This is a genomic window from Kribbella sp. NPDC048928, assembly GCF_043197975.1.
GTDB lineage: Bacteria > Actinomycetota > Actinomycetes > Propionibacteriales > Kribbellaceae > Kribbella.
Map to the genome: position 1 here is coordinate 314,105 of NZ_JBICUC010000004.1, position 20,705 is coordinate 334,809.

Sequence of the window (20,705 nt, forward strand, 5' to 3'; positions counted from 1 at the left end):
CCGGCGTCGGCATGCGCGGGTCAAAGTGAGCCCGGACGCCGAGGGGACCCCGGCTTGGAACGAGCTGAGGACCGCACTAGTTTAGCGGTGAAGATTGCAGTCCGAACCCGCGTCCCGCCGGCTGATCTACCCTCATTCATCCAGGCGATGACGCCAGCTTCCGAAGAGGGCATTGTGACCGAACAGTCGCTCACCGTCCGGGACAACCGGACCGGCAAGGACTTCGACCTTGCCATCACCGATGGCACCATCCGTGCCGCAGATCTCAAGCAGATCAGTGCAACCGACGGCGACGGTGGCCTGGCCACCTACGACCCCGGTTTCGTCAACACCGCTTCCACCCGTTCCTCCGTCACCTTCATCGACGGCGACAAGGGCATCCTGGAGTACCGCGGATACCCGATCGAGCAGCTCGCCGAGCAGTCGAACTACCTCGAGGTCGCGTACCTGCTGGTGAACGGCTCCCTGCCGAACAAGGCGGAGTACGAGGCCTGGGCGCACGACGTGACGTATCACACGTTCGTGCACGAGAACCTGAAGACCTTCATGCAGGGCTTCCGGTACGACGCCCACCCGATGGGCATGCTGCTCGCCTCGGTGGGCGCACTGTCCACGTTCTACCCGGAGTCGCGGGAGATCTTCAACGAGGAGTCGCGGGCGCTGCAGATCCGCCGGCTGATCGCGAAGATGCCGACGCTGGGGGCGTTCGCCTTCCGGCACGCGCAGGGCAAGCCGTACGTCTACCCGGACAACGAGCTCAGCTACGCGGCGAACTTCTTGTCGATGCTGTTCAAGATGAGCGAGCCGAAGTACGCCGCCGACGACCGCCTGGTGCGGGCGCTGGAGATCCTGTTCATCCTGCACGCCGACCACGAGCAGAACGCCTCCACCAACGCGGTGCGGGCGATCGGCTCGACCCAGGTCGACCCGTACAGCGCCGTCACCGGCGGCATCGCCGCGCTCTACGGCCCGCTGCACGGCGGCGCCAACGAGGCGGTGCTGAAGATGCTGCGCCGGATCGGCACGGTCGACAACGTGCCGGCGTTCATCGAAGGCGTGAAGAACGGCGAAGAGCGGCTGATGGGCTTCGGCCACCGGGTCTACAAGAACTACGACCCGCGGGCGAAGATCATCAAGAAGGCCGCCGACGACGTCTTCGAGGTGACCGGGATCAACCCGCTGCTGAAGATCGCCGTCGAGCTGGAGAAGATCGCGCTCGAGGACGAGTACTTCGTCTCCCGCAAGCTCTACCCGAACGTGGACTTCTACTCCGGCCTGATCTACGAGGCACTGCAGTTCCCGCCGGAGATGTTCACCGTGCTGTTCGCGATCCCGCGGACCTCAGGCTGGCTGGCGCAGTGGGAGGAGTCGCTCGGCGACTCCGACCAGAAGATCGCCCGGCCGAAGCAGATCTACACCGGCGCGCGCGGCGTCCAGTACGTCCCGATGGGCGACCGCTGACCGGCTAGCTGGACCTGCACGCAGGCAGAACCCCCGAAAACCCGCCTTGAGCACCCGCTCAGGGCGGGTTTTGCCTGCGTGGGCGACCAGATTGGAAACGGCCCCGGGCGCGCTGGGTGCCGCGGTCCGGGGCCGTTCGGCGCCTCTGCCGACTACGACGCGGCCGGCGCGCTCTCCGGTTCCGTGAGGTGCGCGACCAGTTCGCCGACCTGGCCGCGGGCGCGGATCATCGCCAGGTGGTCGATGTAGTCCCGGGACTCGACGATCAGCCCGTCGCGGACCCGCAGGACGAAGATCGCCGGCACCCGGAACGGCTCGCCGGTGGCTACCACCGTCCCGGCGTACTCGAACTCCGCGACGATCACCTCCGGGTCGGCGGTCCGGTGGACGTGGATGTTGTCCGGCTGGAAGCGCACCACCTCGGTGACCCGCGGGCCGACGCCGCCGAAGTGCTCGCGGAGCGCGTCCTTGCTGAGCAGCGGGTGGTCGCCGTACGGGTTCATCGGGTGCCGGACGTCGGTCCGCTCGGCATACAGCTCAGGCAGCGCGCCGAAGTCGCGGTCGGCGACGCCGTGGACCAGTTTCAGGAAGACCTCTTCAGGAGTCATCGGATTCCTCACCAGATTAAACGGAGTGACAACTTCGAATATATGGAGTCTCAACTTCGTTTACAACCCGACAACCGTTCGTGGCGTCTTCTAGGCTGAGAACGACGGAGGGGAGCTGGGGTGCGAGCAGACGCGCGGGACAACCGGGCGCGGATCATGACAGCCGCGGACGACGTCTTCGGCCGGTCGCCGGGGGCGTCCACCGACGACGTGGCGAAGCTGGCCGGTGTGGGGATCGCCACGGTGTTCCGGCACTTCGCCACGAAGACCGAGCTGCTCGAGGCGGTGCTGACGCTGCGCCTGGAACGGCTGCGGGACCGGGCCCTGGAGCTGGCCGGCGGTGACGACCCCGGGACGGCGTTCTTCGAGTTCTTCACCCAGGTCGTGTCGGAGTCGGCGTCCAAGCTGGCCATCGGCGAGGCGCTGACCGCGTCCGGCGTGGCCGCCGGCGAGGAGGCACGGACCGCCGGCCGCGGCATGCGGGAGGCGTTCGACAGCCTGCTCACCGCCGCGCAGAAGTCCGGCGCGGTCCGCGCGGACGCCGGCTTCGGAGAGGTCTACGCCCTGCTGATCGGCGCGTCCCGCGGTGCGACCGCGGCCAATCTCGACCCGGAGACCCGCGACCGGATGCTCTCGCTGCTCTACGACGGCCTGAAGCCGCGTCTGTGAGGCGTCGCTGGCGATCGTGGTCCCGAGCGCTCCGCGTCCTGGTGTCCGTCGCCCTCGCGATCGTCGTCCTGCTCGTCGCTCCGCTCGGGACCTACGCAGTCTCCCTGCGGGTGCAGTACGCCGGCGATCCGTCCGCGCGGACCCGCAACCAGGACGCGTTGTGGCTCGGCCACGCCTGGGTCGACGGCCGGAAGACGGCTGCCGACGTGACGGCGCTGGCGCAGCGCCTGCAGGGCACCGGGATCCGCGACCTCTACGTCCACACCGGGCCGCTCGAGCACGACGGTTCGTTGCCGTTGGCAAAAGTTTCCCCGAAGGCGCGGTGGTTCGTCGACGCGATCCGGGCCGCCGCTCCCCGCGTACGCGTACAGGCCTGGCTCGGCGACGTCGTACAGCCCGGCAAGGATCCGGGCATGGACCTCGACGACCCGGCGGTCCGCAAGCGGGTGGTCGAGTCGGCGGGAGCCGTTCTGCAGCAGGGGTTTCAGGGCATCCACTACGACTTCGAGCCGGTGCGGTCCGGGTCGAAGGGCTACCTGGCGATGCTCGACGAGACGCGTGCGCTCGGTACGACGTTGTCGGTCGCGGCGGCACAGATCGACCCGCTCTGGTACCTGCACGCGATCCCGATCGAGAAGTGGTGGTCGCAGGACTACTTCCGCCAGGTCGCCGAACGCGTCGACCAGATCGCCGTGATGTCGTACGACACCGCGATGCCGCTGGAGTCCTTGTACGGCGGGTACGTCGCCAAGCAGACCAAGCTGGCGCTGGAGGTCACTCCCCCGACCACGGACCTGCTGATGGGCCTCCCTGCGTACTGGGAGAACAACCTGGCCCACTGGGGCCACGCGGAGACGGTCACCGCAGCAGTGCGCGGCGCCCGCCTCGGCCTGAGCGACTCCCCGCGCCAGAACTTCGGCCTGGCCCTGTACGTCGACTTCGCCGCCACGGACGAGCACTGGGCCGCCTACCGCGACGGCTGGTGCCTCAAGCCCTAACAAGCCCTAGCGGGCTCGCTGTACGCGGCCCTCGTCCCAGACTGGTTCGTCGGGTTCGTAGACGGAGCCGTCTGCGCCGAAGACCAGGTAGCGGTCGAAGCCGCGCGCGAACCAGCGGTCATGGGTCACGGCGAGGACCGTGCCGTCAAAGGCGTCCAGCCCCTCCTCCAGCGCCTCGGCCGACTCCACGTCCAGGTTGTCGGTCGGCTCGTCGAGCAGGAGCAGCGTCGCACCGGACAGCTCGAGCAGGAGGATCTGGAAACGCGCCTGCTGACCGCCAGACAGGCTGTCGAAGGTCTGCTCCGCCGCGTGCGCCAGCTCGTACCGGTCCAGCTTCCGCGACGCCAGCTCACGCCCCATGCCGTCACGGTGGTCATCGCCGCGATGCAGGATCTCCAGCAGCGTCCTACCCATCAGCTCCGGGTGCTCGTGCGTCTGCGCGAACCAGCCAGGACGTACGCGCGCACCCAGCTTGGCGTTGCCCGTGTGGGCCACAGGTGCGATCTGTACGTCCCCGATCGGCTGGTGCTCCACGTCCGGATCCGACCCGCCATTGGCGAGCAGCCTGAGGAAGTGCGACTTCCCGGACCCGTTGGAGCCCAGTACTGCAACCCGTTCGCCGTACCAGACCTCGAGGTCGAAGGGCTTCATCAGTCCGGTCAGCTCCAGCGCTGTGCACACGACGGCCCGTTTGCCCGTACGGCCGCCGGTGAGGCGCATGCTGACCTTCTGCTCGCGCGGCAGGGCCTGCGGCGGACCTGCCTCCTCGAACTTGCGCAGCCGGGTCTGTGCGGCCTGGTACCGCGACGCCATACCGGAGTTGTAGGCCGCCTTCTGCTTGTACATGAGCATCAGGGCACGCAGCTTGGCGTGCTCCTCGTCCCAGCGCTTGCGCAGCTCCTCGAAGCGTTCGAAACGATGCCGCCGAGCCTCGTGGTACGTCGAGAAGCCGCCGCCGTGCGTCCACGCGGTGTTGCCGGCCGCACCAAGCTCCACGGTGACGATCTGGGTAGCGGTGTTGGCCAGCAGTTCGCGGTCGTGGCTGATGTACAGCACGGTCTTGTCGGAGCCCTGCAGCTGTTCCTCGAGCCACCGCTTCCCCGGTACGTCCAGGTAGTTGTCCGGCTCGTCCAGCATCAGCACCTGGTCCGGCCCGCGCAGCAACGCCTCCAGCACCAGGCGCTTCTGCTCACCGCCGGACAGCGTTTTCACCTCACGCCAGCGGCAGCGGTCGAACGGGATGCCCAGCGCGGAGGTCGTGCAGACGTCCCAGAGCACCTCGGCGTCGTACCCGCCGACCTCACCCCAGTCCGCGACCGCCTGTGCGTACGCGAGCTGGGACTTCTCGTCGTCGGCCTCCATCATCGCGAGCTCGGCCTTGTCCAGCTTGGCCGACGCCTGCTGGATCGCCTCCGGCGCTACGCTCAGCAACAGGTCCCGTACGGTCGACTCGTCCCGTACCGACCCGACGAATTGGCGCATCACGCCCAGCCCACCGGACCGGGAGATGCTCCCGCTGTGCGCCTTCAGATCGCCCGCGATGATCCGGGTCAGTGTGGTCTTGCCGGAACCGTTCGCACCGACCAGCGCGACCTTGGCGCCGTCAGCGACCCGGAACGAGATGTCGTCCAGCAGCACCCGCCCGTCCGGCAACTCGTAGCCGACACCGGCGACCTCCACGTGACCCATTCCCTTAGTCTGACCGGCCACCCCCGCAGAGGCGAACCGATATCGTCGCGGGAGGTGTGGTGGGGGCGAACCTGGGGTGAGGAATGATCGGGGTGGGACAGAGGTGAGGGAAGGTCGGGATGGACGCTTACCGTGAGGCGCAGCGGTTGTATGCCGAGACGTTGTCGTCGGGTACTGCCGGAGCGGAGCGTCTTGCTGTGCTCGAGAAAGCACTGCAGGAGATCGGCGCACTGGTCCCAGAGGCCCTGCCGGACGTACGTCCCGCTCTGCTGCTGATGACCAGTGCACTCGCGGAGCAGATCGCCGGTCTTCGGGAGGAGACCAGGTGACCGATGTGCAACGTGGTCCGGAGATCCTTCCGGACACCTGGGAGTACCGGTGGGTCGCAGCAGTCGTCGCCAAAGCAGCCGAGTACGCGGGCCGGCCCTCCAATTGGAACGGCGAGCTGTACGAGCAGCCCGGCCCGATCAGCGGCGTGTACGAACGCGACGGCAGCATGACAGTCAGCCGCTCTCACGTACTCGACCCAGCGCGCCCCGCGTACACCCCAGGCCACTCGCTGACGTCCGACGAGAGCCAGGCCGCAGCCGGAGCAACCAGAATCCTGGTGTTCCAAGCACGGCTGTCCCTGACGGACCGCGGCGACGACACTGTCCCGGGCGCAACGCCGATCGGATCGCTGGAGGATCTCGCGCTCGAGGGCGGGCTCGCCGACCAGTTCGCCCGGCGCTACACGACCCAGATCGCAGACGAACTGGCCGAGCAACCACTGCCGACGCTCGCCCATCCCCCGGCGTTCCCCGCGTACATCGCGGCCACCGACCGACTGATGTATCCGCTCAGCGGCGCGACGGGGATCGGGCCGGACCAGCTCCGCGACCTGATCGAGAGCACCGAGCGCCCGCAGCGCTTCAACGAGATCGCCGACCGGGTGATCGACCACGAGCTCGGTGATCTGGTCCCGGACGCGCACCGGGACGAGTTGCGCCACGAGCTGACCGGGCCGCTTCGGCGCGGCCTCGGTCACCTGACGCTCGTCGAAGCCGGGCAGCTGACCGATCCGGGGACGAAGCACGGCCAGGGTGACAGTACGGCCGAACTGACCACCCTGGAGTTCCAGGAGAACCTCGACGACATCCTGGACCACTACGAGAGCTGGGCCGAGCAGAATCCAGGCGCGGTGCCGCCGCGGTTGCCGGACTCGCTGCTGGACACGTTCCGCGAGCGCGAGAACGAGGTCCGCGAACTCTGGGCAGCTGCGGGCTATGCGCCGGACGCCCAGCAGCCCGCGGTGCGGAAGGCCGAGATCACCGATCTGCAACGGTTCCTCGGGTCGTACACCGCCACGAGCCGAAACGGCACCCCCAGGTACGACCCGGAGCCGCGTGCCGACAACGTCCGGCCGATCGGATCGGCCCGGACGCCGAAGCGCGAAGTCGAGTGACCTACCAGTCCTTCAGCGCCCGGAGGTAGGTCCCGTCGGTCGGCCGTACGTCACCGACCATGAACAGCTTCAGCGGTGCGGAGAACAGGCCGTACATGTGCGTCCCGGTGAAGAACCCCGCCGAGGTACAGCCGTCGTACTCGACCCAGATCTCCCGTGGCCCGTCCGCGGTCTCGAAGCGCAGCACGATCGCCTCGGACGGCTTCGCTGCTTGCGGTGCGCACTTGAACGCCGGCAGCGCCGCGTTCCGCTCCGGCAGCACCTTGATCGCATCCACCACCTGCTGTGCGATCGCGGCGTCGAACACCTGCTGCCCGAGCACACGGCTGTCCGTCAGGCTGTAGCGGCAGGCCGTCAAGCCGGTCACTGGCGTGTTCACGTCGAGCCCGGCGCCGGTCGGCAATGCGTTCGGCGCCTCGGCCTGCCGGATCGGATGGTCCGGCGGACAAGAGGTGCTTGCCACCTTCGGGGTGGAGATCCCCTCCGACTGGTGCTTCGGCGCAATCGCAGGTGCTGACCCGGCGTCGCTGTGACTCGTCGCGACCGGCGACTCGCCGCCCACCAGCCCCCACACGCCGCCAACAGCTGCAACCACCAGCACTGCACCAGCTGCCATCGACCATGCCTGGCGGCGGCGGTGGACGCGGCGACGCGCCTCACGGGCCATGCCGGTCTTCTGCGTACCTGTCAGGCCGGCGTGGTCCTGGAGCGCGGACGTGATCTTGGGGCCGAGCTCCTGCTCAGGGTCGTGCTCAGGCATCCTCGGCTCCTTCCGTGCTCTCCTGATGGCTCAAGGTGGTCTTCAGTGCAGCCAGTGCTCGATGTACGTGGGAACGGGCGGTCGCCTCGGCGCAGTGCAGCAGCTGGCCGATCTCGGCGTACGACAGCTCCTCGTAGAACCGCAGTACGACGGCGGCGCGCTGCTTGTCCGGCAGCGTCGCGCACAGCGCCCAGATGGCGTCCGCGTCCGCACGGTCCGCCGTACCGTCCGGAACCGCGCGGGCCGTCCGCACCGGGTCGTCTACCGGCGCCTCCCGCCGACGGAAGCGCCGCCACCACGAGATGTGAGCGTTCACCACCATCCGCTTCACGTACGCCTCGGGGTCGTCCGCGCGGCTCACCCGCCCCCACCGCGCACAGGCAGTCGTGAGCGCGTCCTGAACAGCGTCCTCCGCCAGGCTGCGGTCCCCGGTCAGGACGTAGGCGAACCGCAGCAGGGCGTCAGCCTTCTCGGTGACCCACGCCTCGAAGTCGTACGGCTCAGCCCGTACGTCCGCTGCCGCCAAGGCTGCCTCCATGTCCTCAGGACGGTGCCGGTCCTGCATTCGTTGCACGTAGTACGCGGAATCCCTTGGCACTGCCGACCCGCTCGCACGGGTAGCCCTGGTCGGTCATCCAGCGCTGCAGGGAGTCTCCGCCCAGGTTCTTGCCCACGACGAACCATGCCACCCCACCGGGGGCGAGGCGGCCGAGCCAGTGCAGCAACATCTTGTGCAGCTCGGCCTTACCGATGTGGATCGCCGGGTTGGACCAGATCTGGTCGAAGCGCAGTTCCTCGGGTACGTCCTCCGGCAGCACCGCACGTACTCGCTCAGCAACCCCCGTGGCCTGGGCATTCACCTGTGTGAGCTCCAGCGCCCGGTTGTTCACGTCGACCGCCCACACCGTCGCGGCCGGCGCCTCCACGGCCAGTGCGCAGGCGATCGGCCCGTACCCGCACCCCAGGTCCAGGAACGTCCCGCCCGTACGCGGCGGATCCACCTGACGCAGCAGCACCGACGTACCGATGTCCAACCTGTCCCGGGAGAACACCCCGGTCGCCGTCGTGAACGTGTACTCGCGTCCCCAGATCCTCGCCTCGACCGTACGTCGAACGTCGGCCGACTGCGGCTCCGCCGAGAAAAAGTGGTCACCCACGTTGATGTACCTCTCCTCGCACCTGTCGCGCCTGCAACGCCCGCGCAGCCAGCTCGTCGTCCGCCGGGTACTGCACTTCCTCCAGCGTCAGCCCGTGTGCCGGCAGCACCGACACCGCCGAGTCCCGCACCTTGCCGGCAAGCACTGCGGCCGGCCACGCCACGTCCCGGCGTCCGTCGCCGACAGGGATCATCGACCCGACCAGCGCCCGCACCATCGAGTGGCAGAACGCATCTGCGATCACGGTGCCCTCCAACTGCCCAACACCCGTCCGCTGCCACGAGAACTCCAGCAGCGCCCGTACTGTGCTGGCGCCCTCCCGTTTCTTGCAGAACGCGGCGAAGTCGTGCTCCCCGAGCAGCCCGGTCGCAGCTGCGTTCATCCGATCCACGTCCATCGGCCGGCCCACGCGCAAGACATGTCCCCGGGTCAGCGGGTCCCATCCGTCCGGAGCGTCGCACAGCCGGTACACGTACCGGCGGGTCAGCGCGGAGAACCTGGCGTCAAAGCCCTCTGGAGCCGCCGTGACGGCTGTGACAGCCACATCCTCGGGGAGTACGCCGTTCAGCCCCCTGAGGAGCCGTAGCGGGTCCACAGCGCCTTCCAGATCCACATGGGTGACCTGTCCACGCGCATGTACGCCCGTGTCGGTCCGCCCGGCGCAGGTGACGGTCAGCGGGTCCGGCAACCGCAGTACGACGCGCAGCGCCTCCTCCAGCACCCCCTGCACCGTACGGAGACCGTCCTGACGGGCCCACCCGTGAAAGGACGCCCCGTCGTACCTCAAGTCAATCCGCCAACGCACACGGCAATCTAACGCAACGAGGCCCCCGCACCGTGGGGTGCGGGGGCCTCGTCGAGGGTTCTACTTGTCGTCGTCCGAGCCGCCGGCCTTGGCGAAACCAGCCGCCTCGGCGTCCTCGGCGGTCTTGAACCAGACCTCGGCAACGGTCTTGTCGTACCACGGGGACTCGGTGGTGTGGTACTTCATCGAGTCCTCGTTGCCCTTGACCGTGTAGCCCTCCGGCGCGGAGCCGTCGGCGTTCGGCGCGGCCGAGTTGTCGTACTTGCCGGCCACGACGTCCTGCACCGGCGCGTCGGCGGCCGGGGCGTCCTCGACCTTGTCCTCGACCTTGGTCTCGGCAGCGGCGGCCTTCTTCGCCGGAGCCTTCTTGGCGGTCTTCTTCGCCTTCGGCGAGTCGGACAGCGCCTCGACCAGCTCGATCCGCGCCATCGGGGCGTTGTCGCCCTTGCGCGGGCCGAGCTTGGTGATCCGGGTGTAGCCGCCCTGACGGTCGGCGTACCGCTCGCCGATCTCGGTGAAGAGCACGTGCACGATGCTCTTGTCCTTGATCCGCTTCATCACCTGGCGGCGGGAGTTCAGGTCACCACGCTTCGCCTTGGTGATCATCTGCTCCGCCAGCGGCTGCAGGCGCTTGGCCTTCGTCACGGTGGTGGTGATGGCGCCGTGCTCGAACAGCGACGTCGCGAGGTTGCTGAGGATCAGCTTCTCGTGCGCCGGGCTGCCGCCCAGCCGGGCACCCTTGGTGGGGGTTGGCATCTCGTTAACTCCAGAAATCTAAGGCCCGTCGGGCCGAAGGGATGTAGGGCCCGACGGGCCGCAGGTACGCTCAGTACTGCTCGGTCTCGGCGAAGCTCTCGTCCTCGTCGTCCGCCTCGTTGCCGTAGGCACCGGACGCGGCGCGGAGGTCGAACCCGGGCGGGGAGTCCTTCAGCGACAGACCCATCTCGGCCAGCTTCAGCTTGACCTCGTCGATGGACTTGGAGCCGAAGTTCCGGATGTCCAGCAGGTCCTGCTCGCTGCGCGAGATCAGCTCACCCACGGTGTGGATGCCCTCGCGCTTGAGGCAGTTGTAGGACCGGACGGTCAGCTGCAGGTCCTCGACCGGCAGGGCCAGGTCGGCGGCCATCTGCTCGTCCACCGGGGACGGGCCGATGTCGATGCCCTCGGCCTCGACGTTCAGCTCGCGGGCCAGACCGAACAGCTCGACCAGGGTCTTACCGGCCGACGCGACGGCGTCGCGGGGCAGCATCGATGTCTTGGTCTCGACGTCGACCACCAGGCGGTCGAAGTCGGTGCGCTGCTCGACCCGGGTGGCCTCGACCTTGTAGGTCACCTTGAGGACCGGCGAGTAGATCGAGTCGACCGGCATCCGGCCGATCTCGGCGTCGGCGGACTTGTTCTGGACGGCCGAGACGTAGCCGCGGCCACGCTCGACGACCAGCTCCATCTCGAGCCGGCCCTTCTCGTTCAGAGTGGCGATCTTCAGGTCCGGGTTGTGCACCTCGACACCGGCCGGCGGCGCGATGTCGGCTGCCGTCACGTCACCGGGGCCCTGCTTGCGCAGGTACATGGTGACCGGCTCGTCGTGCTCGGAGGAGACGACCAGGTCCTTCAGGTTCAGGATCAGCTGGGTGGCGTCTTCCTTGACCCCGGCAACGGTCGAGAACTCGTGCAGGACACCGTCGATCTTGATGCTGGTGACGGCTGCACCGGGGATGGAGGACAGCAGGGTCCGGCGGATCGAGTTCCCGAGGGTGTAACCGAAGCCCGGCTCCAGCGGCTCGATCACGAACCGCGAGCGGTACTCGTCGACGACCTCTTCGGTCAGGGTGGGGCGTTGTGCGATCAGCACTGTGTTTTCCTTCTTTCGTCGCGACGACCACTATTTGAGGTCGCGAGGGGTGAAGAACGCGCCGGGCCGGCCGGCAGCCCGGGGGCCGCCGGCCGGCACGCGGTCAGTTCTTCGAGTAGAGCTCGACGATCAGGTGCTCGGCGACCTGGGTGTCGATCTGCTGCCGGGTGGGCAGCTGGTGGACGAGGATCCGCAGACGCTCCGGCATCACCTCGAGCCACGCCGGGACGACACGCTCGCTGTGCGCCTCCCGGGCGATGATGAACGGCGTCGTCTCGACCGACTTCTTCTTGACATCGATGATGTCGTGAGCAGTCACCCGGTACGACGGGATGTTCACCTTGACGCCGTTCACGGTGAAGTGACCGTGCACGACGAGCTGACGGGCCTGGCGGCGGGTACGGGCGAGACCGGAGCGGTACACCACGTTGTCCAGCCGGGACTCCAGGATCTGCAGCAGGTTGTCACCGGTCTTGCCGGAGCGCCGCGAGGCCTCCTCGTAGTACCGGCGGAACTGCTTCTCGAGGACGCCGTACGAGTAACGCGCCTTCTGCTTCTCGCGCAGCTGGAGCAGGTACTCGCTCTCCTTCGGGCGGCCGCGGCCGTGCATACCCGGCGGGTACGGACGACGCTCGAACGCCTTGTCGCCACCGACGAGGTCGACCCCGAGACGGCGCGACTTCTTGGTCATAGGTCCGGTGTAACGGGCCATGGTTCGCTACCTTCCTCTCTCTGGGATCAGACCCGGCGCCGCTTGGGCGGGCGGCAGCCGTTGTGGGCGACAGGGGTGACGTCCTGGATGGTGCCGACCTCGAGGCCGACCGCACCCAGCGAACGGATCGCGGTCTCACGGCCGGAGCCGGGACCCTTCACGAACACGTCGATCTTGCGCATGCCGTGCTCCATCGCCCGGCGCCCGGCGGCCTCGGCGGCCATCTGCGCGGCGAACGGGGTCGACTTGCGCGAACCCTTGAAACCGACGGTGCCCGCGGAGGCCCACGAGATGACCGCGCCGGTCGGGTCGGTGATCGTCACGATCGTGTTGTTGAACGTGCTCTTGATGTGCGCGTGGCCGGCGGCCACGTTCTTCTTCTCCTTGCGGCGCACCTTCTTCGCGCCGGCCGCACTGCGGCTCTTGGGAGGCATTCAGTTGCTCCTGGGGTGGTCGAAAGTCATCCGGGTCACTTCTTCTTCTTGCCGGCGATCGCCTTACGGCGGCCCTTGCGGCTACGGGCGTTGGTCCGGGTGCGCTGACCGCGCACGGGCAGCCCGCTGCGGTGCCGGCGACCCTGGTACGACCCGATCTCGATCTTGCGGCGGATGTCCGCGGTGACCTCGCGCCGGAGGTCACCCTCGATCTTGAAGTTGCCTTCGATGTAGTCCCGGAGCGAGACCAATTCATCGTCACCCAGTTCGTGGACGCGCTTGTCACCGGAGATGCCGGTGGCTTCGAGCGTCTTCAGGGCGCGAGTACGACCTACACCGAAGATGTAGGTGAGAGCGACCTCGATGCGCTTGTCGCGCGGCAGGTCGACTCCTACGAGGCGTGCCATGTGGCGGTGTTCCTTTCGTCAGCAGAGGTGTGGTGGCGCGCTGCGTCCCTGCCCGCCTCGGTGAGTTGTTCGTTTCACCGGCAAGGCCCCGGCCTCTGTTCCGGGGGCGACGCCCAGTACGTTCCTGGACGAGCATGCGCGCTGTGGTGCGAAAGTGCTGTGGTACTGCGTGTGGGCTGGTCAGCCCTGCCGCTGCTTGTGCCGCGGGTTCTCGCAGATCACCATGACCCGGCCGTGCCGGCGGATCACCTTGCACTTGTCGCAGATCTTCTTGACGCTCGGGTTGACCTTCATCGAGCTACTTTCTTCGACAGGTGTTGGTGGTGTTACTTGTACCGATAGACGATCCGACCCCTGGTGAGGTCGTACGGCGACAGCTCCACGACGACCCGGTCCTCGGGGAGGATCCGGATGTAGTGCTGCCTCATCTTGCCGCTGATGTGCGCGAGCACCTTGTGCCCGTTGGACAGCTCAACACGGAACATCGCGTTCGGCAGGGCCTCGACGATGGTGCCCTCGAGTTCGATTACTCCCTCTTTTTTGGGCATGTCCTCGCACTTCTGTAGACGTGACTGGCTATGGCTACAAAGAGCCAAGAGAAGAGTCTACGCCACTCACCCAGGCGAAACCCAATCGAGACCCCGCAGCGCAGACTCAGCGCACCCGTGAAGCCTCGAGCTCGGCCAGATGGTCCGATCCCCAGGTGTCCAAGGGTATCAGCGCTTCGTTGAGTGAGCACCCGAGTTCGGTGAGTGAGTACTCGACCTTCGGCGGCACCTGGTGGAAGACCTCCCGGTGCACGATGTCCCGCGACTCCAGCTCCCGCAACTGCTGGATCAGCATCTTCTCGGTGACGCCGGAGACCTCCCGCCGCAACTCCCCGAACCGCACGGCCCGTGGTGCAGCGCCCACAGGATCCGCGGCTTCCACTTCCCACCGATCACCTGTCACCGTTCTCGGGCTCGGCGCGAGGGGACCGCCCTCGCTTTCGCCTTCCTGGCCGCCGGTCATCCGACCACCGTCTGGAACCGCACTCCGGGCCGCTCCCCCGAACTCGACGACCTCGGCGTCACCCGCGCCACCAATGCAGCCGATGCCGTCGCCGCCTCTCCGCTGGTCGTCGTCTGCCTGCTCGTGGACGCAAGCGTCAACGCCGTCCTGGACGACGTCACCGGACCGACCACCCCGAGCGCCGGCCTCGCCGGCGTACGGCAATCTCGTCGCGACGGCAAAGGCCCAGGGCGTCGATCCCGTACTGGTGACTCCGATCGGTGACCTGCTGCGCAAGGCGGTTGCGACCGGCCTCGGCGACCGGGACCTCTCTGCGTTGGTCGGCCTGATCAGGGCTGCTCAGTAGCGGCCCACTGCTCGCCTGCGCGCCAGACCAGCTCCGGCATCAGGTCGAGCAGATCGCAGGCCGCGTCCAGTTGCGCGAGCGCGGTGCCGGAGTCGCGATACGCCGGAAGGATCGCGACGAACCGCCTGCCCTCGCAGCTGAATCCGAACGGCGGTACCTCGGCCAGCGCCTCGACCGTACGCGGATGCAGGACGGCGAGTGCATGGTCCTCACGCCCGTTGAACAACTGGTACTGCGTGGACAGCCCGTCGACGGTGAGCCGCAACGGGAGCAGGCTCGCCGCGGCGACCGGCGCCAGGCCCGCGGGCAGCACCTGCAACGGCGGCAACGGCCGATCCACCTGCAGATCGAGGAAGTCGAAGCCGAGCTCGCGCCGCCGTACCTTGTGCCGGAACCGCCCGGTCCAGAACTCACGGCCCCGATGCCGGCCGGACGTCACGTCCACGACCGTCGCCTTCGGGTCGACGTCGAACGGTGGGAACGGCCAACGATCGAGCAATTCCTGCCCGGACGCACTGATCCGCCAGCCCAGCTGTCCCGCGGCAGCTGCCCACTCCCGCCGCCGACGGCTGTCGCCGACCCGCAGTGCGAGGGTGAACCCAACGAGTACGAGGAACCAGGCCAGCACCATCCAGCCGACCCAGCGTGGCTCCAGCAGCAACCCGGCGATCGCCAGCGGTACAGCGACCACGAACCAGATCACATAGACGATCGCAGCCCCTTGATGCACCTGCCACGCCACATCGGCCCGCAGCCGCGGACCGGTCGCGTGGCGGACGACCGGGGCCGCGGTCAACGGCGCCTGCCGAGACCGCCGAGGGCGATGATCGCCCACGGGATCAGCAACCAGACCGGCCAGAAGTGCGGCCAGTGCCCACCGTTGCCAAGTCCGATCACGAACCAGATCACGACGTTGATCATCACCACACCGGTGAAGCCGCCGATCGCACCGGCCCGGCGGCCGTGGTGCGGGTGGTTGTCGGGCTTGCGCTCCGGGAAACTGCCCGGCTCCGGCGCCGGCTTGGTGTCCTTGACCACCTCGGGCGTCGCGTACGTCCGTACCGGCGGCAGGTCACGCACGAGCGGCTCCAGCTCGCCGTACGTCTGAACGGTGTACAGCTGGTCGAGGCGGGTCGAGAACTCCGGCTGGTCCAGCCGCCCGTCCGCGAACGCATCCCGCAGCCGCCCGGCGATCTTGTCGCGGTCAGCTTCGGTGAATCGCTGGTACGGCTGGTACTGAGGCATGTCTCAAGTGTGCCTCAGCAGCGGTCCGCCCGCGTCCCCCAACGGGTGGACCCGGAGCGTCAGTCGATCAGCTCAGTCGGCCAGGGCGCCGAACTTGATGCCGAGCTCGGCGAGCTTGGATTCGCCGCCGTCGATCGCGGTCAGCACCCACGGTCCTTGCGGAGTGAGAGTGAACGTGTGCTCGGTGTGTGCGGCCGCGCGCCCGTCGTCGGTGACGACGGTCCAGTCGTCCTCGAGCGTGTGGTTGTCCTGCTTGCCGAACGTCAGCATCGGCTCGACCGCCAGCGCCATCCCCTCGACCAGCTTCGGCCCGCGCCCGGGACGACCGAAGTTCGGCACGTTCGGCGGCTGGTGCATCGCCGAACCGATCCCGTGCCCGACGAAGTCCTCGACGATCCCGTACGACGAGTTGGCCCGGACGTGCGCCTCGACCGCGGCCGAGATGTCGGACAGCCGGCCACCGAGCCGTGCGGCCGCGAACCCGCGCCACATCGACTCCTCGCAGATCCGCGCCAGCTCCAGGAGCTCGTCGCCGACCGTACCGACGCCGACGGTGACCGCCGCATCGCCGTGCCAGCCGTCGACGATCGCACCACAGTCGATCGAGATCAGGTCGCCGTCGGCGAGCACCCGCTCGCCGGGGATGCCGTGCACGATCTCGTCGTTCACCGACGCGCAGATCGAGCCGGTGAACCCGTGGTACCCCTTGAACGACGGCGTCGCGCCGGAGGACCGGATGTTGTCCTCCGCGATCGCGTCCAGCTCGCCGGTACTGATGCCGGCCCGGACCGCACCGCGGAGCAGCTCCAGCGTCCGGCCGACCACCAGGCCGGCCTTGCGCATCGCCAGAATCTGCTCGCGGGTCTTGATCTCGATACCGCGGTCCCTGAACATCACGTGCTGTCTTACTCCGTTACGGTTTTCAGGGCGACGAGGACGCGCTCGCTGACCTCGTCGATCTCGCCGACGCCGTCCACCTCGACCAGCAGGCCACGCTGCGCGTAGACAGCCAGCAACGGCTTGGTCTCGGCCGCGTACACGTCCTGGCGGTGCCGGATGACCTCTTCGGAGTCGTCCGAACGGCCCTCGGACTGGGCGCGCTTGAGCATCCGGCCGACGAGCACGTCGGTGTCGGCGACCAGCGCCACCACCGCGTCCAGCATGTGCCCGTGGTCGGCGATGATCTCGTCCAGCGTGCCGACCTGGGCCAGCGTCCGCGGGTAGCCGTCGAGGAGGAAGCCGTCACCGGCGTCGGCCTCGGACAGCCGGTCCCGCACCATCGCGTTCGTGACCTCGTCGGGGACGTAGTCGCCGGCATCCATGTACCGCTTCGCCTCGACACCGAGCGGCGTCTCGTCCTTGACGTTCGCACGGAAGATGTCGCCGGTGGACACGGCCGGGATATTCAGGCGATCGGCAAGCACCTTTGCCTGCGTACCCTTGCCCGCCCCGGGCGGACCCATCAGCAACATTCTCATCAGCGCAGGAACCCTTCGTAGTTTCGCTGCTGCAGCTGAGACTCGATCTGCTTCACCGTGTCCAGACCGACGCCGACCATGATCAGGATCGACGTACCACCGAACGGGAAGTTCTGACTCGCGTTCAGCAGGACGAGAGCGACCAGCGGGATCATCGAGATCGCCGCAAGGTAGATCGCGCCGGGCAGCGTAATGCGGTCCAACACGTGCTTCAGGTACTCCTCCGTCGGCCGTCCCGCGCGGATCCCCGGGATGAAGCCGCCGTACTTCTTCATGTTGTCCGCGACTTCCTTCGGGTTGAAGGTGATCGAGACGTAGAAGTACGTGAAGAAGATGATCAAGGCGACGTAGGTCACCATGTAGATCGGATGGTCGCCCTTGACCAAGTTGGCCTGGATCCAGTTCGACCAGCCCTTGCCTTGCTGGAACTGACTGACCAGGACCGGTAGATACAGCAGACTCGAAGCGAAGATCACCGGGATCACACCGGCCTGGTTGACCTTCAGCGGGATGTACGTCGACGTACCGCCGAACATCTTCCGGCCGACCATGCGTTTCGCGTACTGCACCGGGATCCGGCGCTGGGCCTGCTCGATGAAGATGACCGCGGCCATGATGACCAGACCGATCGCGATCACCACGACGAAGGTGGTGACGCCCTTCTGCTTGCGGATGCTCCACAGGTTCGTCGGGAAGGTGGCGACGATCTGGGTGAAGATCAGGATCGACATACCGTTACCGACACCACGGTCGGTGATCAGCTCACCCAGCCACATGATCACGCCGGTGCCGGCGGTCATGGTCAGCACCATCACGGTGACGGTGAACCAGTCGTCCTTGTACAGCAGCGGCTCGGTGCAGCCCTGGAACAGCCGGCCGGGGGTCCGGGCCAGCGCCACGAACGCGGTGGACTGCAGGATCGCGAGGCCGACGGTGAGGAACCGGGTGTACTGCGTGATCTTGCCCTGGCCCGCCTGGCCCTCCTTCTTCAGCGACTCCAGCCGCGGGATGACCACGGTGAGCAGCTGCAGGATGATGCTGGCGGTGATGTAGGGCATGATGCCGAGCGCGAAGATCGCGAGCTGCAGCAGCGCCCCGCCGGAGAACAGGTTGATCAAGCTGTACAGGTTGGCGTTCTGGCCGCCCTGCGAGATCTTGATACAGGTGTGCAGCGACTGAACGTTCACACCCGGGGCCGGCACCACGGAGCCGATCCGGAAGATCACGACAATGAAGAGCACGAACAAGATCTTCCGGCGCAGGTCCGGCGTCTTGAACGCGTTGGCGAAGGCGCTTAACACCCTGTCCTCCCACATGTTTCCCTTGCCGCGGGCACGGCAGGGGCCTAGCTAAGCCGCTGGGCAAGAGACGAGCCAGGGCCCGTCCGACCGGCGCAGGATATCAAGCACCGGCCGTTACGAGCCCTGGACCTCGTGTCACACCTCGGTCGTGGTTCCCCCGGCCGCCTGGATCTTGTCCGTGGCTGACTTGGAGAACTTGCTGGCCGAGACCTGCAGTGCCACGGTCAGTTCGCCGTCACCCAGTACCTTGACCGGCTGACCGCTACGAACCGCGCCCTTGGCGACCAGGTCGGCAATGCCGATCTCGCCACCTTCGGGGAACAGTTGTCCGAGCTTGTCCAGGTTAACGACCTGGAACTCCACTCGGTTCCTGCTCTTGAAGCCCTTCAGCTTCGGGAGCCGCATGTGCAGCGGCATCTGGCCACCCTCGAACCACTCGGGGATGTTGTTACGCGCCTTGCTGCCCTTGGTACCGCGGCCGGCGGTCTTGCCCTTGCTGCCCTCACCACGACCCACGCGGGTCTTGGCGGTCTTGGCACCGGGCGCCGGACGCAGGTGATGAACCTTGAGCGCCATGTCAGTCGACCTCCTCGACGGTGATGAGGTGGCGAACCGCACGGACCATCCCGCGAACCTCGGGCTTGTCTTCGTGGACGGCGCTGTCGCCGATCCGCTTGACCCCCAGGGTGCGCAGCGTGTCGCGCTGGTTCTGCTTGCCACCGATGCCGGAACGCGTCTGGGTCACCTTCAAGCGTGCCATCAGGAAGCCGCCTCCGCCCGCGCCTTCAGCAGCGCCGCAGGGGCGACCTGCTCGACCGTGAGCCCACGACGAGCGGCCACGGCCTCCGGGGTCTCCAGGCTGCGCAGCGCCTCCACCGTGGCGTGCACCACGTTGATGGAGTTCGACGAGCCCAGCGACTTGCTGAGGATGTCGTGGATCCCGGCGCACTCCAGTACGGCGCGCGCCGACCCACCCGCGATCACACCGGTACCGGGAGCGGCCGGACGCAGCATGACAACGCCTGCGGCCTTCTCGCCCTGGACCGGGTGCGGGATGGTGCCCTGGACCCGCGGCACCTTGAAGAACGACTTCTTGGCCTCCTCGACGCCCTTGGCGATCGCCGCGGGCACCTCCTTGGCCTTTCCGTAACCCACACCGACGGTGCCTTCACCGTCACCGACGACCACGAGGGCGGTGAAGCTGAAGCGACGACCACCCTTCACGACCTTGGCGACCCGGTTGATGGCTACCACGCGCTCGATGTAGGCGGTCTTGTCCGCCTGCTGACCGCGACCACCGTCGCGGCCACGGCGCTCACCACCGGCGCCGCCTCCGCGACGCTGCTGGCCTCCGCTCATTTCGAACTACCTTCTTCCCTTGTCGCCATCAGAAGCCGAGCCCACCCTCGCGGGCGGCGTCGGCCAGCGCCGCGATGCGGCCGTGGTACTTGTTCCCGGCCCGGTCGAACACGACCGAGTCGATGCCGGCGGCCTTGGCCCGGTCGGCGATCAGACCGCCGACGGTCTTCGCCTTGTCGGTCTTGTTCACCTCCGCGCCACGCAGGTCGGCCTCCATGGTGGAAGCCGACGCCAGCGTCTTGCCGGCCACGTCGTCGATGACCTGAACGAACAGGTGCTTCGAGGACTTGCTGACCACCAGCCGCGGCCGGTCGGCCGTGCCGTTGATCTTCTTGCGGACCCGGATCTGACGACGCAGCCGGGAGGCCGTCTTCTTGGCGGAGTGCTTGTGCGGACGCAGTCCGATCGCCATGGTTACTTACCAGCCTTTCCGACCTTGCGGCGCACCTGCTCGCCGGCGTACCGCACACCCTTGCCCTTGTACGGCTCGGGCTTACGCAGCTTGCGGATGTTCGCAGCGACCTCGCCGACCGACTGCTTGTCGATGCCGATCACCGAGAACCGCGTCGGCGCCTCCACGTTGAACGAGATGCCTTCCGGCGCGTCCACCGTGATGGTGTGGCTGTACCCCAGCGAGAACTCCAGCTGGGTCGGGCCCTTGGAGATCACCCGGTAACCGACACCGACGATCTCGAGCTTCTTCTCGTAGCCGTCCGTGACCCCGGTGACCAGGTTGGCGATCAGGGTGCGGGACAGGCCGTGCAGTTCCTTGCTCTTGCGCAGGTCGTCGGGGCGCGTGACGGCGATTGCGCCGTCGTCGTCCCGGCCTACAGCGATGGGCTCAGCGACGACGTGCGACAGCTGACCCTTCGGACCCTTGACGGTGACCGTCTGGCCGTCGATCGTGACGTCGACGCCGGACGGGACCGAGACCGGGAGCTTACCGATGCGAGACATTTCAGTGGTCCT

At 67.6% G+C, this 20,705-nt stretch carries 28 protein-coding genes and 3 pseudogenes; 6 read left to right on the forward strand and 25 right to left on the reverse strand.

Annotated elements, in window-relative coordinates:
* Window positions 1-174: 174 nt before the first annotated feature.
* Entirely contained in the window at window positions 175-1,461 is a 1,287-nt protein-coding gene (locus ACGFI6_RS19350; RefSeq protein ID WP_393120303.1) for a citrate synthase, read from the forward strand.
* A gap of 152 nt (window positions 1,462-1,613) precedes the next feature.
* Here the strand turns inward: ACGFI6_RS19350 and ACGFI6_RS19355 are convergent, their stop codons facing one another.
* Entirely contained in the window at window positions 1,614-2,069 is a 456-nt protein-coding gene (locus ACGFI6_RS19355; RefSeq protein ID WP_393120305.1) for a nuclear transport factor 2 family protein, read from the reverse strand.
* 120 nt (window positions 2,070-2,189) lie between these two features.
* Here ACGFI6_RS19355 and ACGFI6_RS19360 point away from each other — a divergent pair, with 120 nt between their 5' ends.
* Window positions 2,190-2,738: a TetR/AcrR family transcriptional regulator gene (locus tag ACGFI6_RS19360; protein WP_393120306.1), complete on the forward strand. Its 549-nt coding sequence runs from the start codon at window positions 2,190-2,192 to the stop codon at window positions 2,736-2,738.
* Window positions 2,735-3,736, forward strand: a complete 1,002-nt coding sequence (locus ACGFI6_RS19365) for a hypothetical protein (RefSeq protein ID WP_393120308.1) — start codon at window positions 2,735-2,737, stop codon at window positions 3,734-3,736. The genes ACGFI6_RS19360 and ACGFI6_RS19365 overlap by 4 nt, the downstream gene beginning before the upstream one ends.
* Before the next feature lie 6 nt (window positions 3,737-3,742).
* Here ACGFI6_RS19365 and ACGFI6_RS19370 read toward each other — a convergent pair whose 3' ends face one another.
* Window positions 3,743-5,425, reverse strand: a complete 1,683-nt coding sequence (locus ACGFI6_RS19370) for an ABC-F family ATP-binding cassette domain-containing protein (RefSeq protein ID WP_393120310.1) — start codon at window positions 5,423-5,425, stop codon at window positions 3,743-3,745.
* A 119-nt stretch (window positions 5,426-5,544) separates the two neighbouring features.
* On the opposite strand from ACGFI6_RS19370, the gene ACGFI6_RS19375 reads away from it, so the two are divergent.
* Both ACGFI6_RS19375 and ACGFI6_RS19380 read left to right on the forward strand, forming a co-directional pair.
* The gene (locus ACGFI6_RS19375) at window positions 5,545-5,754 is read left to right on the forward strand and encodes a hypothetical protein (RefSeq protein WP_393120312.1); all 210 of its coding nucleotides are present in this window, start codon (window positions 5,545-5,547) and stop codon (window positions 5,752-5,754) included.
* Window positions 5,751-6,869: a hypothetical protein gene (locus ACGFI6_RS19380; RefSeq protein WP_393120313.1), complete on the forward strand. Its 1,119-nt coding sequence runs from the start codon at window positions 5,751-5,753 to the stop codon at window positions 6,867-6,869. The genes ACGFI6_RS19375 and ACGFI6_RS19380 overlap by 4 nt, the downstream gene beginning before the upstream one ends.
* Before the next feature lies 1 nt (window position 6,870).
* Here the strand turns inward: ACGFI6_RS19380 and ACGFI6_RS19385 are convergent, their stop codons facing one another.
* The 13 genes and pseudogenes from ACGFI6_RS19385 to ACGFI6_RS19445 all read right to left on the reverse strand — a co-directional run bounded on the left by ACGFI6_RS19385 (window position 6,871) and on the right by ACGFI6_RS19445 (window position 13,940).
* Window positions 6,871-7,629, reverse strand: a complete 759-nt coding sequence (locus tag ACGFI6_RS19385; RefSeq protein WP_393120315.1) for a hypothetical protein — start codon at window positions 7,627-7,629, stop codon at window positions 6,871-6,873.
* Window positions 7,622-8,167: a SigE family RNA polymerase sigma factor gene (locus ACGFI6_RS19390; RefSeq protein WP_393120318.1), complete on the reverse strand. Its 546-nt coding sequence runs from the start codon at window positions 8,165-8,167 to the stop codon at window positions 7,622-7,624. The genes ACGFI6_RS19385 and ACGFI6_RS19390 overlap by 8 nt, the downstream gene beginning before the upstream one ends.
* 4 nt (window positions 8,168-8,171) lie before the next feature.
* Window positions 8,172-8,786 carry a class I SAM-dependent methyltransferase gene (locus ACGFI6_RS19395; protein ID WP_393120320.1) on the reverse strand — a complete coding sequence of 205 codons (615 nt, stop codon included), beginning with the start codon at window positions 8,784-8,786 and terminating at the stop codon, window positions 8,172-8,174.
* Window positions 8,779-9,591, reverse strand: a complete 813-nt coding sequence (gene truA / locus ACGFI6_RS19400; protein ID WP_393120322.1) for a tRNA pseudouridine(38-40) synthase TruA — start codon at window positions 9,589-9,591, stop codon at window positions 8,779-8,781. The genes ACGFI6_RS19395 and truA overlap by 8 nt, the downstream gene beginning before the upstream one ends.
* A gap of 60 nt (window positions 9,592-9,651) precedes the next feature.
* Window positions 9,652-9,807: pseudogene (locus ACGFI6_RS19405) on the reverse strand (50S ribosomal protein L17); the annotation flags it as partial.
* Window positions 9,808-10,347: pseudogene (gene rplQ, locus ACGFI6_RS19410) on the reverse strand (50S ribosomal protein L17); the annotation flags it as partial.
* A 70-nt stretch (window positions 10,348-10,417) separates the two neighbouring features.
* Window positions 10,418-11,443 carry a DNA-directed RNA polymerase subunit alpha gene (locus ACGFI6_RS19415; protein WP_393120324.1) on the reverse strand — a complete coding sequence of 342 codons (1,026 nt, stop codon included), beginning with the start codon at window positions 11,441-11,443 and terminating at the stop codon, window positions 10,418-10,420.
* A 103-nt stretch (window positions 11,444-11,546) separates the two neighbouring features.
* On the reverse strand, window positions 11,547-12,155 hold the full coding sequence (rpsD, locus tag ACGFI6_RS19420; RefSeq protein WP_393120326.1) for a 30S ribosomal protein S4: 609 nt from the start codon (window positions 12,153-12,155) through the stop codon (window positions 11,547-11,549).
* Window positions 12,156-12,181: 26 nt separating this feature from the next.
* Window positions 12,182-12,589 carry a 30S ribosomal protein S11 gene (rpsK, locus tag ACGFI6_RS19425; protein WP_130384622.1) on the reverse strand — a complete coding sequence of 136 codons (408 nt, stop codon included), beginning with the start codon at window positions 12,587-12,589 and terminating at the stop codon, window positions 12,182-12,184.
* 35 nt (window positions 12,590-12,624) lie between these two features.
* Window positions 12,625-12,996: a 30S ribosomal protein S13 gene (gene rpsM, locus ACGFI6_RS19430; RefSeq protein WP_393120328.1), complete on the reverse strand. Its 372-nt coding sequence runs from the start codon at window positions 12,994-12,996 to the stop codon at window positions 12,625-12,627.
* Window positions 12,997-13,176: 180 nt separating this feature from the next.
* Window positions 13,177-13,290 carry a 50S ribosomal protein L36 gene (gene rpmJ, locus ACGFI6_RS19435; RefSeq protein WP_008361054.1) on the reverse strand — a complete coding sequence of 38 codons (114 nt, stop codon included), beginning with the start codon at window positions 13,288-13,290 and terminating at the stop codon, window positions 13,177-13,179.
* A gap of 32 nt (window positions 13,291-13,322) precedes the next feature.
* Window positions 13,323-13,544: a translation initiation factor IF-1 gene (gene infA, locus ACGFI6_RS19440; RefSeq protein WP_012923661.1), complete on the reverse strand. Its 222-nt coding sequence runs from the start codon at window positions 13,542-13,544 to the stop codon at window positions 13,323-13,325.
* Window positions 13,545-13,650: 106 nt separating this feature from the next.
* Window positions 13,651-13,940 (reverse strand): annotated as a pseudogene (locus ACGFI6_RS19445) (winged helix-turn-helix transcriptional regulator).
* 52 nt (window positions 13,941-13,992) lie between these two features.
* Here ACGFI6_RS19445 and ACGFI6_RS19450 point away from each other — a divergent pair.
* On the forward strand, window positions 13,993-14,271 hold the full coding sequence (locus ACGFI6_RS19450) for an NAD(P)-binding domain-containing protein (RefSeq protein ID WP_393121259.1): 279 nt from the start codon (window positions 13,993-13,995) through the stop codon (window positions 14,269-14,271).
* Between the two features lie 65 nt (window positions 14,272-14,336).
* Here ACGFI6_RS19450 and ACGFI6_RS19455 read toward each other — a convergent pair whose 3' ends face one another.
* The 10 genes from ACGFI6_RS19455 to rplF form a co-directional block, all read right to left on the reverse strand.
* Window positions 14,337-15,149: a hypothetical protein gene (locus ACGFI6_RS19455; protein WP_393120333.1), complete on the reverse strand. Its 813-nt coding sequence runs from the start codon at window positions 15,147-15,149 to the stop codon at window positions 14,337-14,339.
* Window positions 15,146-15,598, reverse strand: coding sequence for a DUF1707 domain-containing protein (locus ACGFI6_RS19460; RefSeq protein WP_393120335.1), 453 nt, complete (start codon window positions 15,596-15,598; stop codon window positions 15,146-15,148). The genes ACGFI6_RS19455 and ACGFI6_RS19460 overlap by 4 nt, the downstream gene beginning before the upstream one ends.
* Before the next feature lie 72 nt (window positions 15,599-15,670).
* Entirely contained in the window at window positions 15,671-16,492 is an 822-nt protein-coding gene (map, locus tag ACGFI6_RS19465) for a type I methionyl aminopeptidase (RefSeq protein ID WP_393121261.1), read from the reverse strand.
* A gap of 11 nt (window positions 16,493-16,503) precedes the next feature.
* Window positions 16,504-17,076 (reverse strand): adenylate kinase, encoded by a 573-nt coding sequence (locus ACGFI6_RS19470; RefSeq protein ID WP_393120337.1) that lies wholly within the window; start codon window positions 17,074-17,076, stop codon window positions 16,504-16,506.
* Window positions 17,076-18,377 (reverse strand): preprotein translocase subunit SecY, encoded by a 1,302-nt coding sequence (gene secY, locus ACGFI6_RS19475; RefSeq protein WP_393120339.1) that lies wholly within the window; start codon window positions 18,375-18,377, stop codon window positions 17,076-17,078. Before secY ends, ACGFI6_RS19470 begins: the two co-directional genes overlap by 1 nt.
* A 135-nt stretch (window positions 18,378-18,512) precedes the next feature.
* A complete protein-coding gene (gene rplO, locus ACGFI6_RS19480; RefSeq protein WP_393120341.1) occupies window positions 18,513-18,953 on the reverse strand; it encodes a 50S ribosomal protein L15 in 441 nt (146 codons plus the stop codon).
* A gap of 1 nt (window position 18,954) precedes the next feature.
* Complete coding sequence (gene rpmD, locus ACGFI6_RS19485; protein ID WP_130384629.1) at window positions 18,955-19,137, reverse strand: 50S ribosomal protein L30; 183 nt, start codon at window positions 19,135-19,137, stop codon at window positions 18,955-18,957.
* On the reverse strand, window positions 19,137-19,736 hold the full coding sequence (rpsE, locus tag ACGFI6_RS19490; protein ID WP_393120343.1) for a 30S ribosomal protein S5: 600 nt from the start codon (window positions 19,734-19,736) through the stop codon (window positions 19,137-19,139). Before rpsE ends, rpmD begins: the two co-directional genes overlap by 1 nt.
* A gap of 28 nt (window positions 19,737-19,764) precedes the next feature.
* Entirely contained in the window at window positions 19,765-20,148 is a 384-nt protein-coding gene (gene rplR / locus ACGFI6_RS19495) for a 50S ribosomal protein L18 (protein WP_393120345.1), read from the reverse strand.
* Between the two features lie 2 nt (window positions 20,149-20,150).
* Window positions 20,151-20,693, reverse strand: coding sequence for a 50S ribosomal protein L6 (gene rplF / locus ACGFI6_RS19500; protein WP_393120347.1), 543 nt, complete (start codon window positions 20,691-20,693; stop codon window positions 20,151-20,153).
* Between the last annotated feature and the right edge of the window lie 12 nt (window positions 20,694-20,705).